The sequence below is a fragment of the Paenalkalicoccus suaedae genome (assembly GCF_006965545.2).
Taxonomy (GTDB): Bacteria; Bacillota; Bacilli; order Bacillales; family Salisediminibacteriaceae; genus Paenalkalicoccus; species Paenalkalicoccus suaedae.
In genome coordinates this window covers 3,751,624-3,773,418 of the sequence record NZ_CP041372.2, presented here as the reverse complement: position 1 = coordinate 3,773,418, position 21,795 = coordinate 3,751,624, and the positions used below count along the sequence as shown (strand labels likewise).

The window sequence follows — 21,795 nt, the reverse complement described above, 5'->3', positions numbered from 1 at the left end:
GAGTTTGCTCGAAAAGGGCTTTTTTAATGAAGCTTGGTATTATGCGGTCAATAAGAACCACTAACAAGCCATTTTCCTCCTTCATACATGAAAGACTATCAACAAGCTTCATCTTTTATTAACACGAATCTGTTAGTATCCTCCTTCAGCTATCAATAAATAGAACTTATCCACATGTGAATAACTCCATCTGCTAGCTCTAAAAGGCAATACTTTCGTATTTTCCTTCTTGAGAATTGGTCTCATATCCCAAGTAAATGTTTCACATGAAACAAATCGACGTATGAATCGGATGATTCAATTAATACAAGAGAGGGAATCGTTCTAAAGTGAATAATTTGCCTAAATTAACAATGAAGGAGTCGATCTACATGGATACATTGCTTTTTATTAATGGCGAGTGGACGGGAAAGGATTTAGAAAAAATAGAGGTGCACAACCCTGCAAACGGCGAGCTAGTTGGCACGGTTCCTAAAGGTGGAGCGAAGGAAGCGGAGGCAGCAATTGAGGCTGCGCACAACGCGCAGGCTGATTGGGCAGCACTCCCGGCAGCAGAGAGAGCTACATATTTGATGAAATGGCACGACCTTATTTTAGAGCAAACAGACGAAATTGCAGATATGTTAACTCGCGAAATGGGGAAGCCGCTTAAAGAAGCGAGCGGTGAAGTTGCCTATTCGGCATCGTTTATCAAATGGTTCAGTGAAGAGGCGCGTCGCTCTTATGGCCGCATCATTCCGACGCCGAATGCAGATAAGCGCCTTCATGTTATTAAGCAACCGGTCGGTGTCGTTGCCTCCATTACCCCTTGGAACTTCCCAGCCGCTATGATTGCAAGAAAAATGGCACCAGCTCTTGCAGCTGGATGTACATTTGTAGGGAAGCCAGCAGAGTTAACGCCGCTAACCGCATTTAAATTAGCGGAGCTTAGTGTAGAGGCTGGGATTCCAAAGGGAGTCATTAACCTTGTCACAGGTGATCCTAAAGAAATCGGCGAGACGTTTACTAATAGTGAAAAGGTAAGAAAGCTTACTTTTACTGGATCTACGCAAGTAGGAAAAACGCTTATGAAGCAAAGTGCAGAGAAGATGCACACACTTTCCTTAGAACTTGGAGGGCACGCACCAATGATCGTGTGTGAAGATGCAGACTTAGATAAAGCAGTAAAAGGTGTTATCGGTTCTAAATTCCGTAATGCAGGTCAAACATGCGTATGTGGAAATCGTATTTATGTACACGCATCTGTTCTCGATTCGTTTCTTGATAAATTCACAGCCGAAGTCAACAAGCTAAAGGTAGGAAATGGATTAGAGGAAGGCGTAGAAATTGGCCCACTAATTAACGAAGGTGCGTATGAAAAAGTGGACCGTCACGTACAGGACGCTATTAAAAAAGGCGCTAACGTGTTAACTGGAGGCGAAGGTTACACGGATCAAGGTGGTCATTACTACAAACCCACGGTGTTATCAAACATTACGGACGATATGATTATTATGCAAGAGGAAACGTTTGGTCCAGTCGCACCTGTCCAAGTGATTGAATCCGATGAGGACGCCATTCGCAAAGCAAACAACACGCGATTTGGACTCGCGGCCTACTTCTTTACAGAAAATCTCACACGAGGCACTCGAATGGCAGAAGCGCTCGAGTATGGCATCGTTGGCTGGAACGACGGAGGTCCATCAGCAGCTGAAGCACCGTTCGGCGGTATGAAGGAAAGTGGACTCGGTCGAGAAGGTGGCGTCGAAGGCTTAGAGGCCTTTTTAGAAACAAAGTATATCTCTCAGTTGCTTTAAGAATATTAGCACTTAGTTAAATAGAGGGTAGTAAAGAGGAGCAGGATCTGGCGATTTATAAGCTGGTTTCTGCTTTTTTTGTGGTTGTGTGTTAGATTGATACGTTTCCTGCATGCCTCTTCGTAGCTAATATTTGCTGCCAGATTGTCATTCGATTTTAGCAGAATGAGACTTCATTAACTTGCTCAAGACTGTTTGGCTCTTTTACATCTAGATTTGAGACTAGGTTGTTGAGCAATCAAGGTGAAAAATGGACTTGATGCAAATCCCCCCCTCGACACCTCAACCTGCACGTAATTCCTTCCCACTCTGGTAACACTATGTTCACAATCCCGAAAATCACCTCGCAAACTACCAAATACTACTAAAATTAACGCTAAATAAACCCATCTAGTATTAGTTATTTTCTAATAACTTACATTTCATTTCGAATTTAGAAGGAATATCTCCTCTTCTTCCCGAAATATACAGACGTTTGTGTTATACCTTGGACCCTATTTTCTGTCCAATAAAGGATAGGGGGGTCTGATCATTCGATGAAAAGGGAGAGGGTAGTGTGAAGAGGCAATTTACTGTTTGGTTTGTTGTGATGCTAGTGTTGTCGATGCTTGTGCAGCCGGTTGGATTAGCTGGAGGCTTTAAGTCGCCGGGGAATGATTTGGAGCCAGGGGCGATTAGTATTGGGGCGACTCCGGCGGTAGTTGATCCGAATAAGCCAGTCATTGTATTTGTTCAAGGGCTGACAAACGACTCTACCGTTTGGTATCAAAATAACAATATGTATAATCTCGCCGTGCAGGCGGGCTATCAGACTGCATTTGTGGAATTATTTGATTCAGGCGGAACACCGCAAAGCTATTGGGATAATGGTGCGTTACTGGCCGACCAGCTACAGCAAATCTCCAATTACTTTGGTGGGAAAAAACTCACGGTCGTAGCCTACAGTAAAGGTGGAGTCGACACACAGGTTGCGCTCATCCACGAAGGGAAATATCCGTTAGTCTCCAATGTAATTACACTAGGATCCCCTCACTATGGAAGTGAGCTTGCGGACTTAGCAAATAGCTCAGGCCTTGGCTGGCTTGCGGATTTAATTGGTCAAAACAGCCCAGGTACACAAAGCTTACAAACAGCAACGATGAACTATTTCCGCTCTATTACCGACAACCGATTTGAGCGTTCGCAAAATAATTACTACACCATTGCGGGTAACCGCACAGGTCCGGCTTTTAGTAGCTACTGGTTTGGTAGCGGATTTATTAGCGGACCGAGCGATGGCGTTGTATCCGTTGCAAGTGCGACTCTTCCGTATGCACCAATGCTTGCCGTTGGGAATTGGAATCACGGAGAGGTCAACATTGGATCGAATGTCTTCTCTATTTTCCGTCCTCAGCTCACGATCGGAAGCTTTAGAGTAGCGCAGATGGAGGAAGCGGCGAGAGAGCAGGCTAAGGTAGCAGAAGAAGAGCTACAGGTGCTCGTACGCGGAGGTGAGCAGTTTGGTGAGGCATCAGAGACTTTTTATGTCGAGGAGGAAGCAACAGGAATCGTCATTAACTGGCTCAGTGCAACAGAGCACGATACCCTAGACCTTCTTGCTCCAGGCGAAACAACAGTAGAGACGTTCCACGTGGAATCAGTCGCGGATGAGACAATGTTTTTTGAGGGGGCGTATCACCACACAGTTGAACTGGACGATCCGTTAGCGGGTGAGTGGACGGTTTCAACTGCAACGGAGGAGGCGTCGGCCTATGCGATGCTTGTCACCTTTGATTCACTTCTAAACGAGCAGTTACACGTTACGCAATCAGGGGATTTAAAAGAAATTACGGTAGAGCAGGATGCACCTGATAGAGCACAAGCACGAGGTGTAAGTCGCGACGTCATGCTTGACTACGACATCACGTTTACGCCTGAAGAAGAGGCAGAGACAAATCTGTTTGGACAACGTCAAACAGCGATTAATGAACAAAGTAACCAGGTGAAGGTTCCGGAGCTTGGTGAAGGGCTGTACACGGTTACTGCTGATGTCGAAGGAGAGTCAGCATCAGGCACACGCTTTGAGCGAACGCTTATTACATCTATTTATATCGACGAAGAAGGAAATACGTATTAGCGGAGTGTGAGTAAGTTCAAATGCGGTCATCTTCCGGTGCCCCTATGCGGAGTTTGCAACTACCGGTGGCTTACTCAACTATTTTGTCCGGCCAAACCAATGGGCGGACAAAAGGATTTTCGCTTCGCGTAAGGGCTACCACTGGTAGTACGCAAACACCGCTACGTGGCACCTGCGGTTACGGTAAATTAATTGATGCTCGCCTTCAGGAGGGCGAGTATTTGTTTTGGTAGAATGGATGTTAAACGTAAAATGGGTGAAGAAAAGCAAATTTTAGTATAAGTAGAACGCAGCGTGAGAGAAGTACGTTAGAAAAGAAGTAGTTCGCAAACTATGAGAAGTAAGAAGGCAATTACTAAAAGTAGTACAGAACGATCAGGAAACAGCACGGAAATTGGTTCAAATGTGTCGCAAACAAGAAGTAGAATGAAATTCGAAGAAATGAAACGCAAGGTGGAAGAAGTAGAACAAAACATAGATAGAAGTAATACGGACTAAGGAAGTATGCCACAATTCGATTTATTACCAAATACATACCCCTCTACAAGAGAAAAGCTGGGCAACGAATTGTCGCCCAGTAATCTCCATAAAAAGGAAGGGTATAGTTATCAATCGAACCGTTACGTAGGGGACCGAAGGTCCCGCACTTGATCTTGAACTTAGTAACTTGATCTTGAACTAAATAACCTACCGACCTGCCGCAAGTCCCGCCTTATTCAAGAAGTTCCACGGCTGGTTAAAGTGTGGCTGGAAGAAGAAGTCTACATAGCCTAGTTCATCGATTGTCATACCAGTTTGAATACATACACTTAGCGTATTAATAGACTGCGTAACATCTGCTTTAGAGATGACCTGTGCACCTAAAATCTTATGAGTGGCAGGATCGTAGCTGACCTTAAGCTGTACGTTCTCGGATGTTGGCATGAATTCAGGACGGTGTTTTTCATTGATTGTGATACTTTTCACATTAATGCCCAGCGCTTCTGCCGACGTTTCAGTAAGACCAGTAGACGCCATGTTTAAGTCATAAATGTGTAAGCCGGATGTACCCTGTGTACCGACATTTTTAACAGTTGGTTGCATAATGTTCTTTGCAACAAGTGTACCCATTCGAACGGCATTTGTCGCAAGTGGAATATACGTGTGAGAGCCTGTTGGGTTATATTTAACGGCCGCGCAGTCTCCAGCTGCTAAAATATCCGGGTTACTCGTGCGCATATATTCATCAACCTTGATTGCGCCGTTTGCTAGCATATCAACCTTACCTTTTAATAGATCTGTGTTTGGTCTGAAGCCAACGCACATAATAACAAGGTCTGTTTCAATACGTCCTTTGTCGGTTACGACAGCTTCTACATGCTCGGTGCCTTCGATTCGAGCAACTGTTTCACCAAGTCGTAGTTCAATGCCACGCTCTTTAAATTCAGATTCAACAGTGTCTGTGAACTCTTTATCTAAATACTTATTTAAAATACGGTCGACACCATCAATTAACGTTACTTTTTTCCCTGCAAGCTCAAATGCTTCTACTAGCTCTACGCCGATATAGCCTGCGCCAACTACGGTTACGTGATCAGCATCTTTAGAACGCTCAATAATCGTATTAGCCTGGTTGTAGTTCTTTGCTAATAAGACGTTTTCTAATTTCATTCCCTCAATTGGAGGGAGAATGGGCCATGAGCCAGTAGACATAACAAGCTTATCAAAGTGGTCTATTACCTCTTCACCTGTAACAAGGTTTATGGCTTCGATTGTTTTATTTTCAGTATCAATATTCTTCACGTCGTGCTGCATTTTAACGTTTATACCAAGTGATTGGAGCTTATCCGGTGAGGAGTAGAATAAACCTTGCGGGTCATCGACCACTCCGCCGACATATAGCGCTAAACCACATGACAGGAAGGATACATTGTCGTTACGCTCATAAACCGTTATATCTGCCTCAGGATAAAGCTGAGCCATATTCGTGACTGCCGCCGTGCCTGCGTGTGTGCTTCCGATAACTGCAATTTTCATCGATACATTCCTCCTAAAAGTATAAAAAAGTTGAATGATCCTTGTTTGTGAAAACAATCACAATATCAACTTAACCTTAGTATAGTATATGTCATTTTCACTTGCAACACTTTTGCTCAACATTTCACAAATAAATATTTGTCACATCTTTTATACAGTTTATTGGGAGCGTTGCAAAAAAACTTTCTGTATTGCAAATTTTGTCGTTCGTTTGTTCGATTTATTGTTACAATAGATAATATTTAGATAAACTAAGATCTTTTTCGCACGTCTACTTAACATCTTTAGGGGAGGGACAGCAGGATATGGAGATATACGATATGAAGGCAGATCCTCACTACTTATTTCATTTCTTCTCAAAGCTCTATAACATGGTCTTTCTTATGAAGGTAACGGATCGAGGAGTTGTGTATGAGGCGGCAAGTGAGGAAGCAGTATTACTAGCAACGCTTCCCGAGGGTTTTAAAGGAAAAACTATTGCGGAGGTTTACGCACCAGACGTTGCGAAAAATTTAATCTATCAATATAACCTGGCCTGCAACGAACAAGAGCCGGTTTTTTACTCAGATAAAATGAATAAAAAAACAAACGTAGCGACATACGCATCCTCCATACTTTTGCCAATCCATGATACAGCCGGCAAGGTGCGCTATGTGCTTGGCATCACAAGTGATCTGGCGGATCGTGCGATGCTCCAGCTTTTAGCCTCCATTGAGGACATTGATTATTTAACAAAGCTCCCGACAATCGTGAAGGTGAAAGCGGAAGTCAATATATTGTTACAGTCTCAAGAGCATGTATCCGTTCATGTCTTATATATCAATATTGATCGTTTTAAATTGGCTAATGAATTTTTAGGCGTTGAAAAAGCGAATGTATTACTTCAGCAAATTGCAAATTCTCTATCGCGAGTCTCACCTAAAGGATCCATCATAGGAAGGGTAGAGGCTGACGAGTTTATTGTCGCCCTGACAAATGTCTCATTAAGTGATGCGAAAGAAGTCGCTAAACAAATCATTAAAAGCATCAAACAGATCACATATGACGTGAATAACATGCAAATTCCTCTGTCGTGTTGTGTCGGTATTTGTACAAATTACAAAAGTGCCAATACTCTAATTACTAATGCGCAACATGCAATGCTAGAAGCAAAACACACTGGTAATGGTTCTATAAACGTGTATGATCAAACTGTTAAGCAGCAAAAGTATTTAGATGATTTAACTCTTGAAATAGAACTTATGAAAGCTATTCAATCAGAGGAATTGACCGTTTATTACCAGCCTAAAATCCACTCTCAAACAGGACATGTTAACGTTGAAGCGTTAGTGAGGTGGTTTTCTCAATCGTTAGGCACAATTCCACCGTCAGTATTTATACCAATTGCGGAAAAGTCTCCGCTTATAGAAAAAGTGACTGAAAGGGTTGTTACAAAAGTTTGTGAAGACATCACTCGCTTTCCAGATATTTTTGAGAAGACAATCACATCAATTAATCTTTCTTCTACCATGTTTGATGAAAAAATTGTGCAAAATAGCATTGTATCTATTATTAAAAAGTATGGACTCACTCCAGATCGCTTTGAACTTGAAATCACCGAATATACGCTTATGAAGGATGTAGAACGTGGGAAGGAAACGATAGATTTTTTAAGAGGATTAGGTTTTCGTGTTGTAATAGATGATTTTGGAGTAAGTTATTCTTCATTAAATTATTTAAAGCTATTTTCATTAGATGGTATAAAAATTGATCAATCTTTTGTTCAGCAAATTGATAATGAGGAAGAGTCAAAGGAAATTGAGATTGTTACATTTATTTTAATGCTAGCTCAAAAGTTAGGGCTTCATGTAACAGCAGAAGGAGTAGAAACAGAATCACAGCTGACAATACTAACAGACTTAGGTTGTGATGAATTACAGGGCTACTATCTGAGTAAGCCGATGGCAATAGACGCACTCTATCATGCTTCGGAACAAGCTAGTGATTTAATTGTTGGTCAAAGACGTACACTTTACTTAGACATTCTGCATAAAAAAAGACAGAAGAAGGTGGAGGCAGAGCGTCTACTTGCATTGGAATCACTAAAAATTTTAGGAACCCATTTTGAGGAAGCGTATGATCGCATTACGAGAGTAGTCAGTCAAAGCTTTCAAGTACCACTCTGTTTAATTACATATTTAACAGATGATACGCAGTGGATCAAGTCCGCATCAAGCTATAGAGACATGATTAGGAATAATCGTAGCGTTCCAAGAGACCAATCGTTTTGTACGAAGGTGATAGATGAAAAGGACTATTTTATAGTAGAAGATACGTATAAGCATGAAGAACTAAAGAGTAATAAGTATGTAAAAAACTTTGGGATACGATTTTATGCGGGAGTACCGCTATTTACTTCCGAAGGGTATGCAATTGGTACGTTGTGTATATTAGATGTAGAACCTCGAGTTCTATCATCTGATGATATTACGAAATTAACTGAATATAGTCATTGGGTCATGGCAGAAATGCAAATAAGAGTCAAATAACCTAGGAAAAACGCTGGATCAGTAGATTTAGCGTTTTTTGTATGTTGCTATTCCATGTTATTGTGTATACTATAAAGGTTATACTAAGGTTGTTTATTGACTATACACCATCAAGAGTACACTCGAAGGAGTGAGATACGTGCAAAACTTTGAAGCTACGCACCCAATGACACTTGAACTTGCCAAACAAAAAATCGAAACTGCTTTTCCTGCTTTAAAGCCAGTTGATATTAAGTTAATTGGTACGGGCTTTGACCATACTGTCTATGAAGTAAATAATAGATGGGTATTTCGTTTCCCGAGACGTGAGATGGGATACGATGCCATGAGGATTGAATATAGTGTCCTAAAGGAGCTTGAGCGAGCATCCTTTGATTCCGCTTATAATATTCCAAGAGTTCGCTATTATGCGATTGCGGACGGTGATAATTTCCCTTTTATAGGACTCACAAATATTAAAGGGAATTCGCTGATGGAAGAAAGCGATGACAGTATTCTTGAGAATGAATTGGCAAATCTAGGCACATTCTTACGTGAGCTCCATGATTTACCGTTACATTACTTTACACAAGGTAGAGATGAGTTAAATAGACTTTCAACAGAAGCTAGACAAGAAAGTTTAGTACAGCGCTTAGAAGATATTAGAGGTATGATTGATCATGAACTTTTTGATATAACGCACGCTTACCTTAAAGAAATCCCATTAATGCCTAATCCACAAGGTACCTCTCTTGTACACGGGGACATGCATCCGAACAACATTATTATGTTAGACGGAGCTGTACACGGTGTCATTGATTGGGGGGATGCTCATATTGGTCATCCAGCAATTGATTTATCTATTTTGTACCAACTAGTATCACCAGATAAACACGATCCATTTTATAAAACCTACGGGGAAGTGGACGAAGAAACAAAGCAGCTTGCTATATTTAAAGCTGTATCTGTATCAATCATACTTCTGCATCACACAACAGTGGAGCCAAATGATAACGTGATGCGGTGGGGAAAAATCATGCTGAAGAATGCTCTTTTAGCTTGGCAGCCTGCGCCTATGGAGCTTGAGGGAGATTTACTTGCAGATTGATCTTAAAGAGAGAGTTGTACAATAAAAAAGAGCCAGTCGCACAATTGTCTGCGACTGGCTCTTTTTAATCTATTTTTTGAAGTAATCCTTCGTTTTTGTTTCTATAGTTGGATCAGGGAGAAGTGGTGGCGCATGGTGCGGCTTAATCCGAGCATCAATGATGAGAGAATCACATCCCCAATGTTTATGTGTCATAGTACTATTGATCCCGTACATATCGTGAGACGGGTTGCTTCGAGTAAATGTGACCCATAAGAAGTTTGCTACAGATTCAGCTAAAAACTCACTGTCATCCGTCATGACGAGAAGTGGTGCTGTTGGAAGACTCTTTAGCTTGCTTGTCAAAAGCTCCAGCTCTTTACTAGCTGTGTCATGGGTCGTAAATGTCTCGCCTTCAATGGCAATAACACCAGGCATCACAAGCTTTGCGGATGGCACGACGTCGAGTACTTCTTGTGGAACGGACGTACAGAGATCACGGCGCTTGTCACTATAAGCGGCCAGAATAACCTTACTACCCGTATTAAGGCCCGTACCGGAGTAATCAAGCGTATCAATCGTCGTATTTGTTTGGAAATGTAGATCACGTTGAAAATCAATACGCTCTAAAATATATTGAATAAACGCAGCTTCATCGTGAGTTGTAAGTGGTTCGCCATCTTCTGCTGTAATGAATAAATACTTAGCAAGACTCAGCTGACCTGTGCCTAAAATTCGGTTTGCAATCGTTAAGAGCTCCTGTGGCTGCTTCACCTTTTGATAAGGTGTATAGCGCTCGCTTCCGATAGCGAATAAAAGTGGATGAACACCAGCAGCATCAACAGCATGAACCTCCTGGACTCCTGGGATCTCCTGCTTAATGGCACCGCCTGTTAGTTCGTGGATGAGGGCACCGAAGGACGTATCTTCTTGAGGGGGACGTCCAACAACGGTAAATGGCCACACCGCATTATCTCGTGCGTACACTTTATGCACACGCATTAATGGGAAGTCATGCGTCAAACTATAGTAACCAAGGTGATCACCAAACGGTCCCTCTGGCTTTGTTTCATTCGGGTAAATATCACCTGTTATCACAAAGTCGGCGTCTAAGCTTACGCAATATCCATCGACATACGCATAGCGGAAACGACGACCTGCAAGCATGCCGGCGAATGTCATTTCACTTAACCCTTCAGGCAGGGGCATGACAGCAGAAAGCGTGTGAGACGGTGGTCCGCCGATAAAAATAGATACTTTTAGTGGCTCGCCTTTTTTCGTCGCTTTTGCCTGATGGACACCGATACCGCGGTGGATCTGATAGTGCATGCCAATCTCTTTATTTAGCTCGTACTCGTTACCGTTGAGCTGTACGCGATACATACCTAAATTGGCGTTCATGATGCCAGGCTTGTCCGGATCCTCGGAGTAAACTTGTGGAAGTGTCACAAACGCACCTCCATCGTCTGGCCAATTTTTAATGAGTGGCAGGTCGCTGATCGAAATTTCTTTCATATCAGAAGGGAGGCCTTTCTTCTTCATTGGGAGAGCTTTTGAAGCGGCTAGGCCAGCTGCAGTATTTTTAAAAGGATGCTTTAATGCCTGCATCGGATCATTGCGCAGATTAATCACATTTTGTGTTTGATTCCATGTTTTGCGGAACATAAATTTACTTCTTTCCAATGTGCCGAACAGATTGGACACAGCTGGGTATTTTGACCCCTTTACATTTTCAAACAAAATCGCCTTTTCACCGGCTTCGTAAGCCTTCAAATGAATTGATGCCATTTCTAAATCAGGGTCCACTTCCTCCTTAATGCGTAAGAGGTGTCCGTGTTCCTCTAAGTCTTTTAAACATTCTTGAAGAGTCTGATACATGGAGTCACGTCCTTATCTTTGAAGTCCCTTTTATTATACTCATTTTGACGCATATTGTCTGTTTTGCGTTTCGGTTCTTTCGAAATCGGAAATATGTAGATAAATTGACGAAGGGAGTTTTTGTACATGGCACATCGCATTGAAGTAGAAGAGAACGTATCACTACACGTGGAGGACGAAGGAGAAGGGCAAGCAATCATTTTCATCCACGGCTGGCCTTTAAGCTCGGATATGTTCCGCGATCAAAAGGCAGAACTACCTAAGCACGGCTACCGATTTATTGGTATTGACCTAAGAGGATACGGGCAGTCTGACAAACCGGACTCTCCTTACACATATGATGTATTCGCAAAGGATATCCAAAAGGTTATTGATGAGTTAAATGTAGATTCTTATTATTTAGCAGGCTTCTCTATGGGTGGTCCGATATCTATCCGATTTGCAACAAAACATGCTGATAACAGGTTAAAGCGTCTGATCCTACTTGGAGCTGCAGCGCCATCGTTCACAAAACGCCAAGGATTCGATCATGGTATGGAAAAAGACGGGGTAACGGATCTAATGAACGCGATTAAAGAAGACCGCGAAGCGGCGTTAAAAGACTTCGGCAGTGGCTTCTTTGGTACCGACGTCCCTGCGGAAGTAGATGAGTGGTTATTAGGTATGGGTCTTCAGGCTTCTGAGCAGGCAACACTAGATAGTGCAGCTGCTCTACGAGATGAGGATCTTCGCGATGAGATCGGCATGATCGACGTACCAACCGTCCTGATCCACGGTAAAAAAGACGAGATTTGCGATTTTGCTTTCTCCGAATATATGGCAGAGCGAATTCCAAATGCTACACTCGTGGCTTTCGAAAATAGTGGACACGGTCTGCAATACGACGAAAAAGACAAGCTTCATAAAGAATTAGCTGAACTACTAAAATAATAGATAGACACACACACCCTCTTGATGGAGTGATCGGAATCTATTCGGTCACTTTTTAAGAGGGTGTTTTTGATGTGATTGGATGAAGAGACGCAAACAGGCCTTCACTTGATGCACACAAAGTTAGTTCACATCAACGGGCACATCCATAATCTCCTCTAGAAATTCCCCTGCTCTTTCTGTAAAGTAAAACAAAAGGAGGGGAACCAGCATGGAAATACTATACGACTTCTTTTTAGTGGCGTTTGGAATTATTATCGGCGTCTTAGCAGCGGACCCGCTTAAAAAGCTTTTTACAGGAAAATATAAAGAAGAGAAACGTCAAAAGAACCGAGTGAAGCTCCTCGTACATTTACGCAAATCTAGTAAAAGACTAACTACAGAGGAGTTAAGAGAGCAGGTTTTTGCTAATAAAATAAGCGTGGAGGAAATCCATACATATTTAACAAACGTGAAAGACTCCGGACTTTTAGTCCATTACCCATCTAAAGATAATAGGATGGAGCAAGATAAGTGGCAATTTGATCAAAAAACATATGACAAAAACAAAGCTAAATTTTAACGCCACATTGATTAAGTTGTCATTTTTGTGCTTTTGGATAACTGAAGGACATAACCGGATAATGGAGCCGTACTTTCGGATAATCGAAGGACATAACCGGATAATGGAGCCGTACTTTCGGATAATCGAAGGGCATAACCGGATAATGGAATCGTACTTTCGGTTAATCGAACCAACCTACCCGACACTCCACCTCCAACAGCTCCTCAAACAACAAAAAACTGGGGCCGCCTCATCAATAGAGCTGCCCCAGTCTTTCTTATTCTCTAATATGTCGTAAATCGTAGCGCTTTTTGAATGCGGTAGGTCACATACTTTACCCAGCCTAGTGGCTCTTCGTATTCTTCGTATTCCACGGTAAATTCGCCATCTTCATTTTCCCAAAGACGCTCAAAGTAGTTTCTCACATCAGAAAGAAAGGCACTGTCTGGAGGGCCCTCGATCGAGAGGTTGCTCTCCAAGTTGTAGTCGTCTAGGTTACGGGCGGTGAAATTCGTCGAGCCGGCGATGACTTGCGCGCTGTCTGGGCGATCGACGAAAAAGATTTTAGAATGATACTGCTCCAGGTTAGTGTTGTACCAGCGAATGTCGATCGAATCGCTATCTAAGGTGACGAGCTCCTCGGCAACGGGGATGTTCGGCAAACCGATCTTCTCTTGACCGAAGGCATTTTGATTCGGATCTAAAATAATGCGCTGTGGGACGCCTCGATCGGCGGCGCGCTCCATCGCTTCAATAATATGACGGTCTGATAAGTAAAACATGCCAAGCCATACCGTGTCCTCAGGAGTTGCGGCATCTAACGCATCAATGACTGCGTACTCGATCTCACGCTCTGTCACAACCTGAGCGGAGAGTGGGCCGTCTGTTGGCGCTAGGAGTGACGCAAGCGATTCTTCTGACGGAAACATGGACACGTCCCCTCCAGAGAAAGCAGCAACCGCCTTTTCTGACTCGATAAGGTCGTACAGGAACTCGCCCTGCACTTTAATCCCAATATTCGAGTTGAAGCCGCTCGCATCATGCGGGTTCGCAGATAGCACGTAGCCGGCATCCTCTGTAATAAGCACTTTCCGGTGATTCGCTTTTATGTTTGTAAGCTTTAACAAGGACCGCACGGTAACCTCTGGAGACGTTTCGCCAAGTGGATTAGTAATCCAACCTGTGCCACGTTGTCCAAACCACTGAAGCCCCATGCGCCATAGACCGGAGTAAAGCGGGTTCGGGTCGCGCAGCTGGCTTAAATCGGTATAAATAATTTCGGCACCTAGATCCGCTAGATAATCGATGTGCTCGGCTTCATGCGAACCGTAGGTCGTGTTTAAATGGTCAGTTATAAAGACAACATTTAAGTCCGGATGACGCTCCATTTGCGTGGCAATACGTTCGGAAAATTCGCTACTGAGTGGCGGATACATGCGAGACTCATTCGATGTCTCATTGACCATAAACATATCGATGATCAAAAACTCCTCCGCGTTCTCAATTGCCGCATAAAGCTCGTCAAAGATTTCATGCTCGACGATTTCGTCGTCCCCCTGCTGATACGTGTGATCAACTAAAAACGTCACGTCATCATCTGACAGAGACCTAGGCTCCGTTGCGACAGAAACTCCTTCGGGTAAAGCCTTTACTTGATGATAAATGATCGTACCAATATAGATGAGTAGAAGGACGCTTAAGAGTAAGAACCAAAAGCGTTTCTTTTTGTACCAGCGAGCCATGAGCGTATCCCCTTAATTCTAATGTGTGTACATGTATTATACAGTACGTTTGCTCATGTGAGTGAATTACCTTACGGGCATGCTAAAATAAGAAAAGGTTATTTGGAAGGCGAGGTAGAGAACATGACAAAAAACAGTCCTTGAGTGGCAACGAGCGCTGTGTACAGCGCAAGTGAGGATAAAGTGATAACGAAAGTAAAAGACGAAAACGCCATTGCGCTAACGTTTGATGATGGTCCAGGGAGACTTACGTCAGCATTTCTAGATTGTCTAGAAGAGTTAGATGTCGGAGCAACCTTCTTTTGGCAAACGAGGTACTTACATCATAAGCGACCATTTAAGCGTGCCTTAGCTAACGGTCATTCGATTGGATCGCATGCGCATAAACACCGTGATTTAACGAAGCGTTCCTTTGAGGAGCAGTTTGACAGTTTGCAAACGAGTGTCTCGCTGTTTTCGACTGTGATGAATCATGAAGCTACTCTCGTAAGGCCGCCTTATGGGCAATATAATAAGGAGACGCAGCGTGCGGTCGACCAATTAGGCTTACGCATGATTATGTGGGATGTGGCATCCTTTGACTGGGAGCTGAAAGAGGATCCGGAGAAGATTACGAGACTAGTTGTAGACAATGTTAAGAGTGGATCTATAGTTTTATTGCACGAGCTACCTCAAACGCTTGTAGCATTGCCTGCTATCGTGCACGAGCTTCGACAAAAAGGGTACCATTTTGTTGTGCTTTAAGCGCTTCATGTAGCTTAATATCGGTAGCCTTATGGTAAAATAGATAAACACATGCAAGCTACAAATCATGCTACGGGACGTTATCGCTATAGATCCTGCTTCTACCTATCTATGTTTTTGCACCTCCCCAACTAAAAAGGAGGATGTAAGATGGTATTTGGTTTATTTAAACGGACGTATGAAGGCTGGCAACTACCGGAGTTTAATATTATGGATTCACACCTCATCGTACAGGCGATTCAGGAGCGCGACAGCTTTGTGCGAGCGGACGATGTACTGACTGGACCAGGCTCTTTGGGGAAATATGTGTTTTATGAATCAAATGACGATTTTCTTTTTGTTTTTCGCATGCCTCTAGCAAACTTTATGAATGTATACGTCCACAAGCGAGGGGACGACGGCAAGTTTGGGAAAGAGGATGGAATCGAAATTGCTCAGATAAGTCTATCAAGCTATAAACCAGAAGATCACGATGTCACCTATGTAAAAAAGGGCTGGTGGATCCAAGATATGAACGGGCTTTTCAGCTATCTGATTAATGAGATGAAACAAGAGGACCACTACCATTTCCGGCATAAAATAGACGTAGACAAGCTAAGAAAGCTCGAACGTGATTCTAAAGAGAAACTGAGTCAGATCCACGAGTTATTTCGAGACAAATAAAAGAAAGCAAGCAGAATGGGAGGGGGTTAGACTCTCAGGCTGCTTGCTTTTTTGTGAACATAAGGGGCAGTTTAAGGTAACTGTTTTAAACCCTCAAATATAACCTTTTTAGTTTGATTACTAGGCGAAAGGTTGTTGCCTAGTTTTTCGAACGAGCTTTAAAGCGGTTAGTTGCACATCGTGCTCACGGTACATAAATTCTGTATACGGTACATTCTTTTTTCATACCGTACATAAAATTTTTTACGGTACATTCTGCCCTCATACGGTACATAAAACCTCAAATTGCCCAAAAACCACTTAACGTAAACCACAAACCCATTAGAAAAGAGCCTTCCCATCACTAAGGAAAGACTCTTTCAATAGGTAGCCCTTAAATCAAACGAAGAGCTGATTTAAACTAGTTAGCACTTATGCAACCTTCACTTTCTCCTGCTTCGCCTTTTCTAAACGACGAATGTCGAGTTTAATAAGAAGGGAAATTACAAAAGCGACAGTAACTAACCCTAAAAACACATAAAACACAGGTAGGTAGCTGTCGGTACGACCATAAATTTGCGTCACAATTTGAGGACCGATAATTCCACCAAGTGACCACGTTGTGAGTAAGAAGCCATGAATCGCACCAAGCTGCTTTGTCCCAAATAAGTCCCCAATAAAAGCTGGTAGATTGGAGAATCCTCCGCCATAACAGCTGACAACGATAAAAATAAGCAGTTGAAATAATAGCACGCTTTGCATAATCGGCAGTGTAGCAAACGCAATTATTTGGAGGATAAAGAAGATCATAAAGACGTTGGAGCGTCCAATATAATCAGAGACGGCAGCCCACGCTAGACGACTTCCTCCGTTAATGATACCCATGACTCCAACCATCGTACCGGCAGCGGCGACAGTAAGGCCAACTGTCTCCTGTGCCATTGGCGACGCAACGGAAATCATCATAATTCCAGCACTCGTATTGATGAGCATCATCGTCCAGAGCATCCAAAATCGACGTGTGCGAACGGCTTGCTTTGCAGAGAGCTGTGCAAGGTCTTTTTTGATGACTTTTTTGCCGCTGGCCAAGTCCTTTTTCATATTCTTAGGCATGTATCCAGCTGGAGGAGGAGCAATGTAAGCGGCTCCAAAAATCATTAAGACAAAATAGGCAGCGCCTAATATGTAAAACGTTGATGGAATCGTGATCGTTTGCATCAAATTTGCGGCTACTGGCGCCGTAATAAGTGCTCCCATACCAAATCCCATAACAGCCATTCCAGTGGCAAGCCCTCGACGATCCGGGAACCACTTCACGAGTGTCGAGACAGGTGCGATATAGCCAATCCCCATTCCTAAGCCACTCAAAAGTCCATACATAAGTAAGAATAATGGTAGTGAGTCAACTGCAACGGCTAATCCCGAGCCGGCCTGACCTAAACTAAATAGAATTGCTGCGTAAATAGCGGATCTGCGTGGACCTTGTCGTTCAACAAAGCTCCCAAAAAACGCAGCCGAGATACCTGCTAATGCCATCATAATCGTAAATGCCCATGTAATACCTGCTGTCGACCATCCCATCGCTTCATTGATCGGATTTGTATATACGCTATATGCGTAGGCAGCTCCGATCGACAAATGAATGGCAATGGCAGAGAGTGCAATAAGCCATCTGTTCTTCAACACAATTTCTCCCTTCTTATCGATTATTTTGCAAAATCTTCTAAATTACCCTTTTAGCGTATAGAAAAACGGGTGAAAATGCAACAATTATGCTAAGTATTCCCAAAAATTAAATAGTTTTATGCCCTTGTTGTTATAGTACACAAACGGAGGCTACTACCTTTTTCGTCACCCTATGACAAAAAACACGTTTTTAGATTCGTTATAACGGAAATACGACACATATGAAGAAAATAAATCTTAGATAAGTAGTAGGGGTGTCAAACATGAAAAAAACAAACATAGCATTTTCAGCAATGACGGCAGTTGCACTACTCGCAGCCTGCGGTTCGAATGATAACAATGGAGAGGAAGCGCCGGTAAATAATGCTCAAGTAGAGAATAACGAGCCTGCGAATGAGCCTGATCAAAACAATGAAGAGAATATGGAGCAAGAGAACGATGCGAATGATCCCGACGTTGGTGGAGCTTTACCGCAGGATGAAGAAGCAGTGGACGTATTAGAGCAAGCTATTTCATTCCACGAAGGCTTAACTAGCGTATACGTAGACTCCGTTTCTGAATCGATGGTAGGCGAAGAGATGACGACGACAGATCAAATGGAATGGATCTTTGTGGAGGGCGACATTACGTATGTGCGAGAAGAGTCAATGACAAGCACTGAAGATGGAGCAGACATCCCTTTAAACATCATGTTTACGGATGAAAGTGATCCTGCCTACCATATTTTTTATACCGAGGGAGATGAAGAGGCGATCCGCTATGAAGCCGCAGAGAATACTGCTGCAGAGGATATAGCTTGGTTTAACTCATACGGCGAGCGTTATGATTCTTATATGGTGGATGCCGGGCTAACCTATGTGGGAGAGGAAGAGGTCAATGGATTTAATACGCATCACATTGACATTGAATTAGAAGGGCAAACACTCTCCTTGTGGTTTGATCAAGAAACTTATATGGAGGTGCGCTCAGAAGGAAACTTAGTCTTAACTGGTGAAGGCGATGCTGGTGCAGGTAGCGCGACAACAACGCGCGAAGTGTTAGAATTTGAAGTTAATCCGGAGTTTGACGAGAGTCTCTTCATGGCTCCAGAAGGCATGGAGGTAACGGAAGGGTCTTATGAGGATATTGCAAGCAGATTAAATCCTGATGGAGAAGAATAAGTAAGAAAAAAACCGCTGGTTTCAGCGGTTTTTTTCTATGCAACGTTAATCGTCGATATACATGAGCTCAAAATCTTCGGACCGTGTCTCACCATTTACTTGCCATTGGAGGAGCACCATAAGCGTTTCGCCTTCCTCGTATACCTGTGTTACTTCATCGTAGTTCATCGTTTGGCGCACGGCATTTCCGTCTGGGATCTCCCCGATGTCGTGTGTCAATGGCTCGTAAAAAGCTGCCTCGGAATCGTATGTTGCCGTGATCCCAGAAATAGGTTCCTCATCACCTAAATACGTGAAGGTAATCGCTGCTTCGCTTCGAAGTGGGCTAGGTAACGTGGAGCGATCCATGATCACGGACCACTGCTCGGATTCATCATAATAAGTTGCTGTGCTGATGTCGGCACATGCTGTCAACAGCAAAAGCATCGAAAATAAAAAGAAATAACGCATGATCATCTAGGCCTGCTTTCTATAAAAAAATAGGTGTAAATACTCAAAATTAGTCGATAAATAGCGATGTATGCATGTTGGATACATATAATTCCATTTAATATAACTTCAGTTATATTTAAGTTTGGAATTGCTATTGTGAAAAATTGTTTGAGAGAGTAGTATAACTATCAAATAGTTTGAAAAATTCAATTATTTGCTTACAGGTACTGTTTTTTATGTTGCCAGATCAATCTGCTATAGAGCTTTTTATCTAATGTTTCGAAAAAGAAAAGAGCTTTTTGATAGCACTCACGGATCTCATCCTCTTTATAGTTGAGTTGCTCGTAGCATTGACCTTTGTAGTAATAAAACTGACCTAGTAAGGACATGTTCTCTCTGTTTAGAGATTCTTCAATGCCTTCTTCAATGGTTTTGAGAGATTCTTCAAACGAGCCCATGTCAAAAAGTGTCTTGGCTTTGTTGTACATGACACGAATGCGGAAGATATCTGCTTGTAAAGTGGGCTTCACATGTTCGAGCTCTTCTTTCTTCTTAAGTACTTTCTCAAAATAGTATAGGCTCGTATCGTACTGCCCATTCGTTGCAAGTAAATACGCAATCGAATTATTAATTCGTTTGTACAATTGGCCTTGCATCTCAGCGTTGTTCTCATTTTTATCTAGTAGCTTCTTTAGACGGAGCACAGCCTCTTCAAGAGTCGTGCGTTCTGTATGAAAAGAGCTTAAATGATAGAGCCAGCGCATAAACTCCGCGAGCCAATAGTCATTGCCATCGTCGTTCTCAAGATGCTCTTCTACGATTGGATAAATCTTTTCAAACTTTTGCTCTGCTAAAAGATCTTCCATCATAGAAATGAACGCGTTACGTTCGGCACGATGTGTGTTTGTTAGCACGTCGATAAAGTAGTCGATCGGTACATCAAGCTTCGTGGCAATTAAGTAGAGCGTATCAATTTTAGGATAGACTAACCCTTTTTCAATACGGGATATTGCTGCTTGTGTACAGATTCCAGCGGCAAGCTGCTTTTGCGACATGAAACGTTCTTTACGTATACGTTCAATTGTAGCACCAAATGTCAGTTTATCCATTTGTCATCACCCTAGTAAGTTTATATCCTGCTAATTTATCAACCTATGATAAATGAATCTAAGACGGAAAGGAGGTAATCGTATGAAAAAGCTAGTTATCTTTGCTGTCGTTGCTACTTTACTTACAGTTGCTACAGCTGCTGGTGCAGCTGAGCCACAGGCGTTTGTTGACTTCATCGTAACACCGAATGACTTACCTTATGAAGCATAAGCCGTAATTTAAAAGCCAAAGGAGAGGATCAATTCGTGAAAAGATTACTCGCATTACTTATTGTAGCATTTTTTATGCTTCCTACATACGTAGGAGCAGCTGAAGAATATGATGAATATATTGTTCAGTTTAAAGGTAACGCAGCGAACGGGTTACTTAATGCGTTCGGCATTGAAGAGGATCAGGTTATCCATGAATTTGACTTGCTTCCTGTCTATCAGCTAGAGCTTACGGATGATCAAGCAGATGCATTATTAGGTCATCCGCAGGTTAAAGCACTAGAGGACAATGCTGAGGTTCAAAAGCTAGGTCAAGTACCTTACGGAGTTACTCGTGTACAAGGTGTAACAGCGCAAAACGCTGGTTTTAATGGAAATGGAATCCGTGTAGCAGTATTAGATACAGGAATTGATCGCAGCCATCCAGACCTACAGGCTAATGTACGCGGAGGATACTCTGTATTTACTGATGTAGCAAACCGTGATCCTTACTTTGATGGAGATGGTCATGGGACTCACGTTGCTGGTACTGTAGCAGCTGCTCGTAACGGTGTAGGTGTCATCGGAGTTGCTCCGAATGCATCGTTATACGCTGTAAAAGTATTGAATAACAACGGTTCAGGCTCTCTTGCAGGAATTGCGCAGGGCATTGAATGGTCTGTTAATAATAACATGAATGTCATCAACATGAGTTTAGGTAGTTCACAAGGATCCTCTATCCTTCAGGCTTATACAGATTTGGCTTATCAACGAGGTATTTTAGTCGTTGCAGCTGCTGGTAACAGTGGTAATGCGGCAGGTAATACAGATACTGTTAACTTCCCTGCTAGATATAGCTCCGCTATGGCAGTAGCGGCGACGGATCAAAATAACCGTCGTGGAAGCTTCTCAAGCACAGGTCCAACAGTAGAAATTTCTGCTCCAGGGGTAGGCGTACTAAGTACGCTTCCAGGTAACCGCTATGGTTCTCTTAATGGAACGTCGATGGCCGCTCCTCACGTAGCAGGTGTAGCAGCACAGGTTTGGCAAGCAAAGCCTAACCTATCTAACGTACAATTACGTCAGCTGTTAAATAGCACAGCGACGCCACTTGGATCGTCCTTCCAATACGGATCTGGACTCGTCCAATCTGCAAATGCGATTAACCGGTAACACGTAACTGTCCCCCGCAGTTATTTTAGCCCCATCCGCTATTA

18 protein-coding genes are annotated in these 21,795 nt (G+C 42.8%); 12 read left to right on the top strand and 6 right to left on the bottom strand.

Translation table 11 applies throughout. The features are described from left to right. Nucleotides 1-371 precede the first annotated feature (371 nt). From FLK61_RS19050 to FLK61_RS19040, 3 genes are all read left to right on the top strand, one after another. Nucleotides 372-1,796 carry an NAD-dependent succinate-semialdehyde dehydrogenase gene (locus FLK61_RS19050; protein ID WP_176010922.1) on the top strand — a complete coding sequence of 475 codons (1,425 nt, stop codon included), beginning with the start codon at nucleotides 372-374 and terminating at the stop codon, nucleotides 1,794-1,796. A gap of 556 nt (nucleotides 1,797-2,352) precedes the next feature. Then, nucleotides 2,353-3,912, top strand: a complete 1,560-nt coding sequence (locus FLK61_RS19045) for an esterase/lipase family protein (protein WP_176010921.1) — start codon at nucleotides 2,353-2,355, stop codon at nucleotides 3,910-3,912. Between the two features lie 333 nt (nucleotides 3,913-4,245). Then, nucleotides 4,246-4,410 (top strand): hypothetical protein, encoded by a 165-nt coding sequence (locus FLK61_RS19040; protein WP_176010920.1) that lies wholly within the window; start codon nucleotides 4,246-4,248, stop codon nucleotides 4,408-4,410. 189 nt (nucleotides 4,411-4,599) lie between these two features. Here FLK61_RS19040 and FLK61_RS19035 read toward each other — a convergent pair whose 3' ends face one another. After that, nucleotides 4,600-5,928, bottom strand: coding sequence for an FAD-dependent oxidoreductase (locus tag FLK61_RS19035; protein ID WP_176010919.1), 1,329 nt, complete (start codon nucleotides 5,926-5,928; stop codon nucleotides 4,600-4,602). Nucleotides 5,929-6,233: 305 nt separating this feature from the next. Between FLK61_RS19035 and FLK61_RS19030 the strand changes: the two genes are divergently transcribed. Together FLK61_RS19030 and FLK61_RS19025 are read left to right on the top strand one after the other, a co-directional pair. Continuing rightward, nucleotides 6,234-8,456, top strand: a complete 2,223-nt coding sequence (locus FLK61_RS19030) for an EAL domain-containing protein (RefSeq protein WP_176010918.1) — start codon at nucleotides 6,234-6,236, stop codon at nucleotides 8,454-8,456. A gap of 139 nt (nucleotides 8,457-8,595) precedes the next feature. Further along, on the top strand, nucleotides 8,596-9,543 hold the full coding sequence (locus FLK61_RS19025) for an aminoglycoside phosphotransferase family protein (protein WP_176010917.1): 948 nt from the start codon (nucleotides 8,596-8,598) through the stop codon (nucleotides 9,541-9,543). Nucleotides 9,544-9,612: 69 nt separating this feature from the next. Here the strand turns inward: FLK61_RS19025 and FLK61_RS19020 are convergent, their stop codons facing one another. Then, nucleotides 9,613-11,400 carry a UbiD family decarboxylase gene (locus tag FLK61_RS19020; RefSeq protein ID WP_176010916.1) on the bottom strand — a complete coding sequence of 596 codons (1,788 nt, stop codon included), beginning with the start codon at nucleotides 11,398-11,400 and terminating at the stop codon, nucleotides 9,613-9,615. A 126-nt stretch (nucleotides 11,401-11,526) separates the two neighbouring features. Here FLK61_RS19020 and FLK61_RS19015 point away from each other — a divergent pair, with 126 nt between their 5' ends. Next, nucleotides 11,527-12,330 (top strand): alpha/beta fold hydrolase, encoded by an 804-nt coding sequence (locus FLK61_RS19015; RefSeq protein ID WP_176010915.1) that lies wholly within the window; start codon nucleotides 11,527-11,529, stop codon nucleotides 12,328-12,330. A gap of 211 nt (nucleotides 12,331-12,541) precedes the next feature. After that, the gene (locus FLK61_RS19010) at nucleotides 12,542-12,892 is read left to right on the top strand and encodes a hypothetical protein (RefSeq protein WP_176010914.1); all 351 of its coding nucleotides are present in this window, start codon (nucleotides 12,542-12,544) and stop codon (nucleotides 12,890-12,892) included. A gap of 266 nt (nucleotides 12,893-13,158) precedes the next feature. On the opposite strand, the gene FLK61_RS19005 is transcribed toward FLK61_RS19010, so the two are convergent. Further along, entirely contained in the window at nucleotides 13,159-14,616 is a 1,458-nt protein-coding gene (locus FLK61_RS19005; protein WP_176010913.1) for a phospholipase D family protein, read from the bottom strand. A gap of 183 nt (nucleotides 14,617-14,799) precedes the next feature. On the opposite strand from FLK61_RS19005, the gene FLK61_RS19000 reads away from it, so the two are divergent. Both FLK61_RS19000 and FLK61_RS18995 read left to right on the top strand, forming a co-directional pair. Beyond that, nucleotides 14,800-15,360 (top strand): polysaccharide deacetylase family protein, encoded by a 561-nt coding sequence (locus tag FLK61_RS19000; RefSeq protein WP_249777643.1) that lies wholly within the window; start codon nucleotides 14,800-14,802, stop codon nucleotides 15,358-15,360. 150 nt (nucleotides 15,361-15,510) lie between these two features. Then, nucleotides 15,511-16,023, top strand: coding sequence for a hypothetical protein (locus FLK61_RS18995; protein ID WP_176010912.1), 513 nt, complete (start codon nucleotides 15,511-15,513; stop codon nucleotides 16,021-16,023). 411 nt (nucleotides 16,024-16,434) lie between these two features. Here FLK61_RS18995 and FLK61_RS18990 read toward each other — a convergent pair whose 3' ends face one another. Continuing rightward, complete coding sequence (locus FLK61_RS18990) at nucleotides 16,435-17,688, bottom strand: L-lactate MFS transporter (RefSeq protein ID WP_176010911.1); 1,254 nt, start codon at nucleotides 17,686-17,688, stop codon at nucleotides 16,435-16,437. Between the two features lie 263 nt (nucleotides 17,689-17,951). On the opposite strand from FLK61_RS18990, the gene FLK61_RS18985 reads away from it, so the two are divergent. Further along, complete coding sequence (locus tag FLK61_RS18985; protein WP_176010910.1) at nucleotides 17,952-18,848, top strand: hypothetical protein; 897 nt, start codon at nucleotides 17,952-17,954, stop codon at nucleotides 18,846-18,848. 45 nt (nucleotides 18,849-18,893) lie between these two features. Here the strand turns inward: FLK61_RS18985 and FLK61_RS18980 are convergent, their stop codons facing one another. Together FLK61_RS18980 and FLK61_RS18975 are read right to left on the bottom strand one after the other, a co-directional pair. Next, nucleotides 18,894-19,304 carry a hypothetical protein gene (locus FLK61_RS18980; RefSeq protein ID WP_176010909.1) on the bottom strand — a complete coding sequence of 137 codons (411 nt, stop codon included), beginning with the start codon at nucleotides 19,302-19,304 and terminating at the stop codon, nucleotides 18,894-18,896. 194 nt (nucleotides 19,305-19,498) lie between these two features. Continuing rightward, the gene (locus FLK61_RS18975) at nucleotides 19,499-20,389 is read right to left on the bottom strand and encodes a helix-turn-helix domain-containing protein (RefSeq protein ID WP_176010908.1); all 891 of its coding nucleotides are present in this window, start codon (nucleotides 20,387-20,389) and stop codon (nucleotides 19,499-19,501) included. A gap of 82 nt (nucleotides 20,390-20,471) precedes the next feature. Here FLK61_RS18975 and FLK61_RS20285 point away from each other — a divergent pair, with 82 nt between their 5' ends. Next, nucleotides 20,472-20,600, top strand: coding sequence for a hypothetical protein (locus tag FLK61_RS20285; RefSeq protein WP_283811868.1), 129 nt, complete (start codon nucleotides 20,472-20,474; stop codon nucleotides 20,598-20,600). A gap of 35 nt (nucleotides 20,601-20,635) precedes the next feature. Then, nucleotides 20,636-21,751, top strand: a complete 1,116-nt coding sequence (locus tag FLK61_RS18970) for a S8 family peptidase (protein ID WP_249777642.1) — start codon at nucleotides 20,636-20,638, stop codon at nucleotides 21,749-21,751. Nucleotides 21,752-21,795 lie beyond the last annotated feature (44 nt).

Bases quoted from the DNA above. Each gene is read 5' to 3' on its own strand.
- FLK61_RS19050 (WP_176010922.1), top strand. From the start codon at position 372: ATGGATACATTGCTTTTTATTAATGGCGAGTGGACGGGAAAGGATTTA.
- FLK61_RS19040 (WP_176010920.1), top strand. From the start codon at position 4,246: ATGAGAAGTAAGAAGGCAATTACTAAAAGTAGTACAGAACGATCAGGA.
- FLK61_RS19035 (WP_176010919.1), bottom strand. From the start codon at position 5,928: ATGAAAATTGCAGTTATCGGAAGCACACACGCAGGCACGGCGGCAGTC.
- FLK61_RS19030 (WP_176010918.1), top strand. From the start codon at position 6,234: ATGGAGATATACGATATGAAGGCAGATCCTCACTACTTATTTCATTTC.
- FLK61_RS19020 (WP_176010916.1), bottom strand. From the start codon at position 11,400: ATGTATCAGACTCTTCAAGAATGTTTAAAAGACTTAGAGGAACACGGA.
- FLK61_RS19015 (WP_176010915.1), top strand. From the start codon at position 11,527: ATGGCACATCGCATTGAAGTAGAAGAGAACGTATCACTACACGTGGAG.
- FLK61_RS19010 (WP_176010914.1), top strand. From the start codon at position 12,542: ATGGAAATACTATACGACTTCTTTTTAGTGGCGTTTGGAATTATTATC.
- FLK61_RS19005 (WP_176010913.1), bottom strand. From the start codon at position 14,616: ATGGCTCGCTGGTACAAAAAGAAACGCTTTTGGTTCTTACTCTTAAGC.
- FLK61_RS18995 (WP_176010912.1), top strand. From the start codon at position 15,511: ATGGTATTTGGTTTATTTAAACGGACGTATGAAGGCTGGCAACTACCG.
- FLK61_RS18985 (WP_176010910.1), top strand. From the start codon at position 17,952: ATGAAAAAAACAAACATAGCATTTTCAGCAATGACGGCAGTTGCACTA.
- FLK61_RS18980 (WP_176010909.1), bottom strand. From the start codon at position 19,304: ATGATCATGCGTTATTTCTTTTTATTTTCGATGCTTTTGCTGTTGACA.
- FLK61_RS18975 (WP_176010908.1), bottom strand. From the start codon at position 20,389: ATGGATAAACTGACATTTGGTGCTACAATTGAACGTATACGTAAAGAA.
- FLK61_RS20285 (WP_283811868.1), top strand. From the start codon at position 20,472: ATGAAAAAGCTAGTTATCTTTGCTGTCGTTGCTACTTTACTTACAGTT.